This is a genomic window from Protofrankia sp. Cj3, from assembly GCF_917627355.1.
GTDB lineage: Bacteria > Actinomycetota > Actinomycetes > Frankiales > Frankiaceae > Protofrankia.
This window is the reverse complement of record NZ_CAKJTR010000071.1, coordinates 17,405-23,627: the sequence shown is the minus strand read 5'-3', so window position 1 is coordinate 23,627 and position 6,223 is coordinate 17,405. Positions and strand designations below refer to the sequence as shown.

The 6,223-nt window shown below is 65.2% G+C and carries 8 protein-coding genes; 3 read left to right on the top strand and 5 right to left on the bottom strand.

Annotated elements, in window-relative coordinates:
- A partial coding sequence (locus MJ783_RS11880; protein WP_239310472.1) for a hypothetical protein occupies positions 1–218 on the top strand: 218 nt, incomplete at its 5' end.
- Between the two features lie 195 nt (positions 219–413).
- Positions 414–623, top strand: coding sequence for a BldC family transcriptional regulator (locus MJ783_RS11875; protein ID WP_239310471.1), 210 nt, complete (start codon positions 414–416; stop codon positions 621–623).
- 163 nt (positions 624–786) lie between these two features.
- Here MJ783_RS11875 and MJ783_RS11870 read toward each other — a convergent pair whose 3' ends face one another.
- Together MJ783_RS11870 and MJ783_RS11865 are read right to left on the bottom strand one after the other, a co-directional pair.
- The gene (locus MJ783_RS11870) at positions 787–1,995 is read right to left on the bottom strand and encodes an FAD/NAD(P)-binding oxidoreductase (protein ID WP_239310470.1); all 1,209 of its coding nucleotides are present in this window, start codon (positions 1,993–1,995) and stop codon (positions 787–789) included.
- Between the two features lie 125 nt (positions 1,996–2,120).
- A complete protein-coding gene (locus MJ783_RS11865) occupies positions 2,121–2,303 on the bottom strand; it encodes a hypothetical protein (RefSeq protein WP_239310469.1) in 183 nt (60 codons plus the stop codon).
- Between the two features lie 59 nt (positions 2,304–2,362).
- Here MJ783_RS11865 and MJ783_RS11860 point away from each other — a divergent pair, with 59 nt between their 5' ends.
- Complete coding sequence (locus MJ783_RS11860) at positions 2,363–3,886, top strand: MDR family MFS transporter (protein WP_239310468.1); 1,524 nt, start codon at positions 2,363–2,365, stop codon at positions 3,884–3,886.
- Positions 3,887–3,889: 3 nt separating this feature from the next.
- On the opposite strand, the gene MJ783_RS11855 is transcribed toward MJ783_RS11860, so the two are convergent.
- From MJ783_RS11855 to MJ783_RS11845, 3 genes are all read right to left on the bottom strand, one after another.
- A complete protein-coding gene (locus MJ783_RS11855) occupies positions 3,890–4,339 on the bottom strand; it encodes a peroxiredoxin (RefSeq protein WP_239310467.1) in 450 nt (149 codons plus the stop codon).
- 165 nt (positions 4,340–4,504) lie between these two features.
- Positions 4,505–5,425, bottom strand: coding sequence for a hypothetical protein (locus MJ783_RS11850; RefSeq protein ID WP_239310466.1), 921 nt, complete (start codon positions 5,423–5,425; stop codon positions 4,505–4,507).
- 9 nt (positions 5,426–5,434) lie between these two features.
- Complete coding sequence (locus MJ783_RS11845; protein WP_239310465.1) at positions 5,435–6,145, bottom strand: VWA domain-containing protein; 711 nt, start codon at positions 6,143–6,145, stop codon at positions 5,435–5,437.
- Positions 6,146–6,223 lie beyond the last annotated feature (78 nt).

Here is a 6,223-nt window from a genome sequence, read left to right as displayed (position 1 = left end):
CGTCGCGACCCATCGAGCCTCCCGTTACGGACACGCTGCCCATCTATCTCCCATCCAGTGCGCTGACCCGTGCCCATGGTGACCGGTCGAAAAACGAAAAGTCCATAAAAGCCGAATCCGGGCGGGCCCGCACCGACGGCCCGAAGTACCTGGAAGGTACCGCCGGCATCACTAAAGTACCGGCTACCGGACGCCCGGCCTCACGACCCCTTGCCTGACCAAAAGAAGCGGCATGGTGACCTTTGGTAGGCATACCCCCGGCTGATCCCACCGAATAATTACCGAGAGTAGTTTTCCCACCGTGGACGCGCCCGGACTAGTCACCACATGACCCCGACGTGCCATGCCCGAATTGCCCTCGAAGGAAGAACCGTGTGTATATTACACATCGACGTTCTGTGATGGGAGGCTGTGTGGCAACGACACGAACACCACAATCCGCTCCGCTGCTGACACCTGCCGAGGTGGCCACCATGTTCCGAGTGGACCCCAAGACGGTGACCCGGTGGGCCAAAGCTGGGAAACTGACCTCGATCCGTACCCTCGGCGGCCACCGCCGCTATCAGGAAGCCGAGGTCCGCGCGCTCCTTGCGGGCATCGCACCCGGGGATGATCTGGTCTAGTCCCGACAGAGTCGACCCCCCGTGGGGATCCCTGGCCAGGTCAGGCTGGCGGGGGTCCTCACGGGAGCCCCGCCGCGCGGGTCGTCAGGCAGGCAGGCTCTCAGAGCGCGTGTGCGATCGTCATTCCGGCTCACTGATCGAGAGCCCGATCTCACACACGCTCTCAGGCGAGGCCTTTGAGCAGCAGGTTCCAGTACATCAGCGGCAGGCCATAGCGCTTGAGGTACCACATGTCGCGACGTTCCTTCTGCGCGTTGACCAGGCGCGGCGGGAAGGTCGGATGGGGCCGCATGCTGTAGTCGAACTCCGCGAGCAGCATCTTGTTCCGCGCGGTGGTCAGCGGACACGAAGCATAACCGTCATACTGTCGCGCGGCCGGCTGACCGGTCATGACCGACAGGAGGTTCGCGACCACGACAGGGGCCTGCTTGCGGACCGCGGCTCCGGTCTTGGCGTTCGGCGAGCCGCTGGAGTCCCCGAGGGAAAACACATTGGGGTAACGCGTGTGTTGCAGTGTGTGCTTGTCCACGCAGACGTACCCAGCTGGATCAGTCGGGTCCGCCAACGGGCTTTTCTTGATCCAGTCTGGCGCGCTCTGCGGCGGGACGAGGTGCATCAGGTCGTAACCGATGTCGTCGGTGGCGCCAGTGACACGGTCGATGACGACAGCACGGCGCGCATCCGGGTCGACCTCGATGAGCTCGCTGCTGACCCGGACCTCGATGCGATAGCGGGCCGCGACCTTCGCCAACACGTCCGCGAACTCCCGGATACCAAACAGGCTGGGGGTGGGCAGCACGAGCACGACCCGGATGTCGTCGAGAACACCCTGCTGACGCCAGTAGTCACAGGCCAGATAAGCGATCTTCTGGGGCGCGCCGCCGCACTTGATCGGCCCGGCGGGCATGGTGAACACAGCGGTGCCCGAACGCAGTGAGCGGATTATCTCCCAGGTCTTCGGCGCGAGCTCATAGGTGTAGTTGCTTGACACCCACGGGGTGGTGACCGCCTCCCCCATGCCGGGGATCGCCGTCCAGTCGAGCTGGATTCCCGGGCAGACGACAAGATATTCATAGCCGATCCGGGTACCGCCAGCAGTGGTCACGACCTGGTTGTCGGTGTCGATCGTCTCGGCGCGGTCCCGGACCCATGCGACGCCAGCGGGCATGACGCAGGCCTGGGGGCGGACGCTGCTCGCGAGGGGCGCGCACCCACCCCCGACGAGCGTCCACAGTGGCTGGTAGCAGTGGGTGTCGGCTGGCTCGACAAGACCGACGTCGGTGATACCGGCACGCCGTAGTCGAGCCGCCACGGAAACCCCGGCGCTGCCACCGCCGATGATGAGCGTCGTGTGGTGGGTGGTCGCGACCATGACAAGCCTCCATGTGCACCGATGGGTGGATTCCGGCCGGACCAGCGGTGCTGGACGGGTGGTGCTGGACGGGTGAGCCGACGGTCAGGCGGGTGCCACTAGAACCGCTCTCCGTTACTCATCCGTTACCGAAACACCATGATGATCATATCAACGCGGCCCGCGCCACCGGGGCCGATCACCAGAATTTGATCAAAGACACTTTTGATCAAGAAACCCTCAGCGGCGCCCCCTATGGTAAAGTTGTATACAGCAACAAATTTTTCACGCACCGCGGTCGCCTCATCGCCTGGATGACAGATACTCACGAGGCATCGCCCGCGCGACGCCCGCAGGCGTCTCACCTCTACCGGGAGGTCAGCATTCCTTGACTGCCACCACCATCGAGACGCCGTCCCCGCAATCCGCCCCGGGACCGGACGAGGCCGTCGCCGCGTACTCGCACCGGCAGATCATGACCATCATGTCCGGGCTGATGCTCGGCATGCTGCTCGCGGTCCTCGACCAGACAATCATCTCCACGGCGCTGACCCGGATCAGCGAGGACTTCCACCGCCCCGACCTCTACAGCTGGGTGGTGACCTCCTACCTGCTGACCTCGACGGCGAGCACTCCGCTCTACGGCAAGCTGGGCGATCTTTACGGCAGAAAAAAAATCTTTCAGATCGCCATCGTCATCTTCCTGCTGGGATCAGCGCTGGCCGGGCTCAGCCAGAGCATGATCCAGCTAATCATCTTCCGAGGCGTACAGGGCCTGGGGGCCGGCGGTCTGATCTCACTGGCGCTCGCCATCGTCGGCGACGTCATCTCCCCCCGCGAGCGAGGCCGCTACCAGGGTTATTTCGGAGCGATGTTCGCCGCCTCCAGCATCCTCGGCCCGCTGATCGGCGGCTTCCTCGTCGACCAGGCCTCCTGGCGGTGGGTGTTCTACGTCAACATCCCCGTCGGCATCGTTGCGCTCATCGTCATACGCAGAGTGCTGACAATCGACTATGCGCGGCGCACGGCCCGCCTGGACATTTTCGGCGCCCTCCTGCTCGTCGGCGGAGTATCGCTGTTTCTCATCGCCGTGCAGGATGCCGGCCAACAGGCTCGGATAACACAAACAATCTTCATCGTGGCCATCGCCGGGCTTGCCCTCATCGTCGGGTTCGCCGGTTGGGAGAAGCGGGCCGCTGAGCCGATACTGCCGCCGCGGCTGTTCGGCAACGCGGTTTTCCGCGTGACCAGCACGCTGTCCCTCATCACCGGCGCGATCATGTTCGGCGCGATCATCTTCATGCCGCAGTACCTGCAGCTGGTGCGCGGCAGCAGCCCCACCCTGTCGGGCCTGCGGCTACTGCCGCTGCTCGCCGGGATGCTCATCACCTCGGTCGGTTCCGGGCGGCTGGTCACCAAGCTGGGCCGTTACAAGATCTTCATCATCGCCGGCACCGGGGTCATGACGGCGGGCATGGCCCTACTCACGCTCATCCGCGTCGGCACCAACGGCTGGCTCCTGTCCGCGATGCTGTTCGTCGTCGGCTTCGGCCTGGGCCTGTTCATCCAGAACACCGTCCTGGCGACGCAGAACAGTGTCGACATCGCGGACCTCGGCACCGCCACCTCAGCCGTTACGTTTCTGCGGACGCTCGGCGGCGCGGTGGGCGCCTCCAGCCTCGGCGCGATCATCATCGCCTACCAGCGCTCGCACGTGGCCGGCGACATCGAACGCTACGGTCCCCATGCGGGACCGCTCGTCACGTTCACCCATGGCATGGACCACGCCTACCTCTGGACGGTCCCGATCGGGCTTGCCGCCTTCGTGCTCTCCTTCTTCATGCGGGAACTGAACCTACGCACCACAGCCGCCACCAGCGCCCGTACCGCCACCGCTGAGCCCGCGGCTTGAAAGCTACGCGGTGTCGGCACGCAGCGCATCCAGAGCGGCATCCGCATGCCGGTTCATGGACAGCTCGGAGCCGATGCGCGCAAGCACCGTGCCGTCCGCCCGCAGGACGAAGGTGACGCGCTTGTTCGGCCCTGCCCTGCGCTGGACACCGAATGCCCGCGCAAGTGCGCGGCTGGTGTCGGCGACCAGCGGGAAACCGAGAGAATGCTTCGCGCTGAACGCGGCCTGCCGGGTGACATCGTCGGCACTGATCCCGATGACAGCGGCGCCCAACGCGGCGAACTCGTCCGCCAGATCGCGAAAATGGCAGCTTTCCCTGGTACAGCCGTAGCTCATCGCCGCCGGATAGAAAAAGACGACCAACCGGCCCTTGGCCAGCAGGTCCGCCAGGCGCAGCACCGCACCTGTCTCGTCGGTCCCCGACAGATCCCCAACCCGATCTCCAACATCCATACGGCGATCCTCTCGCATCGTGGGACAAGGCATGCTCCAGGTACGGCGTTCGATCTCCCAGGATGATGGGTATATCACTGCCGGCCGGTCAGAATAAAGATCAAATAGCACGCCCAACGCCGTCAACACCGTTGACTAAAATGAGCCACACCCATGCCGGGCGAGTCAGTCCTCAAGTGGCGCTGTCGTGGGATGCGAGCCCGCGCCGGATCGCAGGTACCGGTACCAGACAAGCGCGGCGGGACGGGCTTGCGGGTCGCCGGAGACGCTGGCCCGCAGCAGGTCGACGCCGGTCCGGTCCAGCACACCGCCGGCGGCGGCCACGGCGTCATCGGCGGTGACCATTCGGCCGGGCACGAGGGCACGGACGATGAACAGGCCGAGCTTGAACAGATCGGAACTGATCGACTGGGGCTCATGCGCCGCGGGGGGAAAGAAGTCCGGCGTGTGCCCCTGATCGACGACCGGCGCGTTGCCGACCTTTCGCACCGCGTCACAGTCCACCAGAAGCACGTCCGGAGTCGGCCACAGGCGGTACAGGACGTTACGGGCGGAGATATCACCGAAAACAATGCCCTGATTGTGCAGAAACGCCACGAGATAAGCCAGCCGCAGACACAGCCACCAGCGCTGCGCGCGGCTCGGGAGCGGCAGGCCGATAGATCGTAGCCGGGCGGGGTCGACGAACAGCGATCGCGCCTCGTTCGGCTGGCGCTCCGGCCGCCCCGCCGGTGTCGGGAACAGCTGGAAGAACGCATCGGGTATGAGCCGCATCACAACCCCGGCCACCCTCGCCCGGGCGGGGACATCACCGTTGTCGACGACGATGCGAAGCGGCCAGGTCAGATGCGTGTCAAACCACAGACGCTGTTCCGCCGGCAAAGCCAGCCGCAATGCGATGATGTTGGCCATGCCCTGGGGCGGCACCCGCCCCAGGGCGGAATGATATTCCTTGTAGACGAGTGGCACAGCCACCCCAGGGAGATCAAAATCGGGCAGCCGGTAAATGCGCGCCTGGCCGCCGCGGCCCAGTGGCTCGACCCGGCCGAGTTGTTGCCGCGCGACAGCGGCATCCTGCCATCTCATGCCGCCCGCTCAGTACCGGCTGTCCGGATCGATCCAGGACTCGGGTGGATCGACGATAACCGTGTCAAGGGCATGGACGTCCGTCTCATCAATCACAACCATCTCCTGGTGGCCCGAAGCCACGACGCTCCGTACGATGATCTCAGTCAGGTTCTTTATCGCGCTTTCCGGACTGGCTGACCGGCTCTGTATGAACAACGGCACCGTCGGTGCCGGATGAGCCAGCGCCCGCATGATTTCTGGATTCGAGTCGGCGACGGCACAGGGAATGACGTTCGGTGTGCTCTGGCACTCCCTGAGCAGCGCCGCAAATGCCGCCTCCCAGGCGCCGGGGGGATCGTCGAAGGGCTCGCCGTCGCTGAGGAAGAACACCCCGGGCCGGCCCACGGCAAAACCGTCGGCCTCCAGCTGACGGCGGTCGCGGTCGACGGTGGCTCGCAGCAGGTTGAACGCGGGCGCATACCGGGTGCCGTCATCACGGCATGCCAGGCGCGGGAGCGTCGCCGTGTCGAGCAGGTCGCAGAGCGGAAGTACCGTGCGGCTGCCACCGGCAAAATCAATCACACCAACCCGGACCCGCGCCGCGGCGACCGGATCGTGCGCCAGCGCCTCCCCGATCCGCCGCAGAATGAGGTTCGCCGTGTCCAGGCGCGGCCCGTCCATCGACTGCGAGACATCCACCACGAGGTAGAAGGGAATCAAGGTGGTTCGACCGTACACAGCTACTTCCTTCTGCCGATCTCATCGGAACGCGCCCACCGGCCCGCCGGCGCGCTGTCGGCCAAATGCCGTCGAACA

What these genes read in the sequence shown, in the direction of transcription:
- MJ783_RS11850 (WP_239310466.1), bottom strand. Translation starts at nt 5,425, where the DNA reads ATGAGATGGCAGGATGCCGCTGTCGCGCGGCAACAACTCGGCCGGGTC.
- MJ783_RS11855 (WP_239310467.1), bottom strand. Translation starts at nt 4,339, where the DNA reads ATGGATGTTGGAGATCGGGTTGGGGATCTGTCGGGGACCGACGAGACA.
- MJ783_RS11870 (WP_239310470.1), bottom strand. Translation starts at nt 1,995, where the DNA reads ATGGTCGCGACCACCCACCACACGACGCTCATCATCGGCGGTGGCAGC.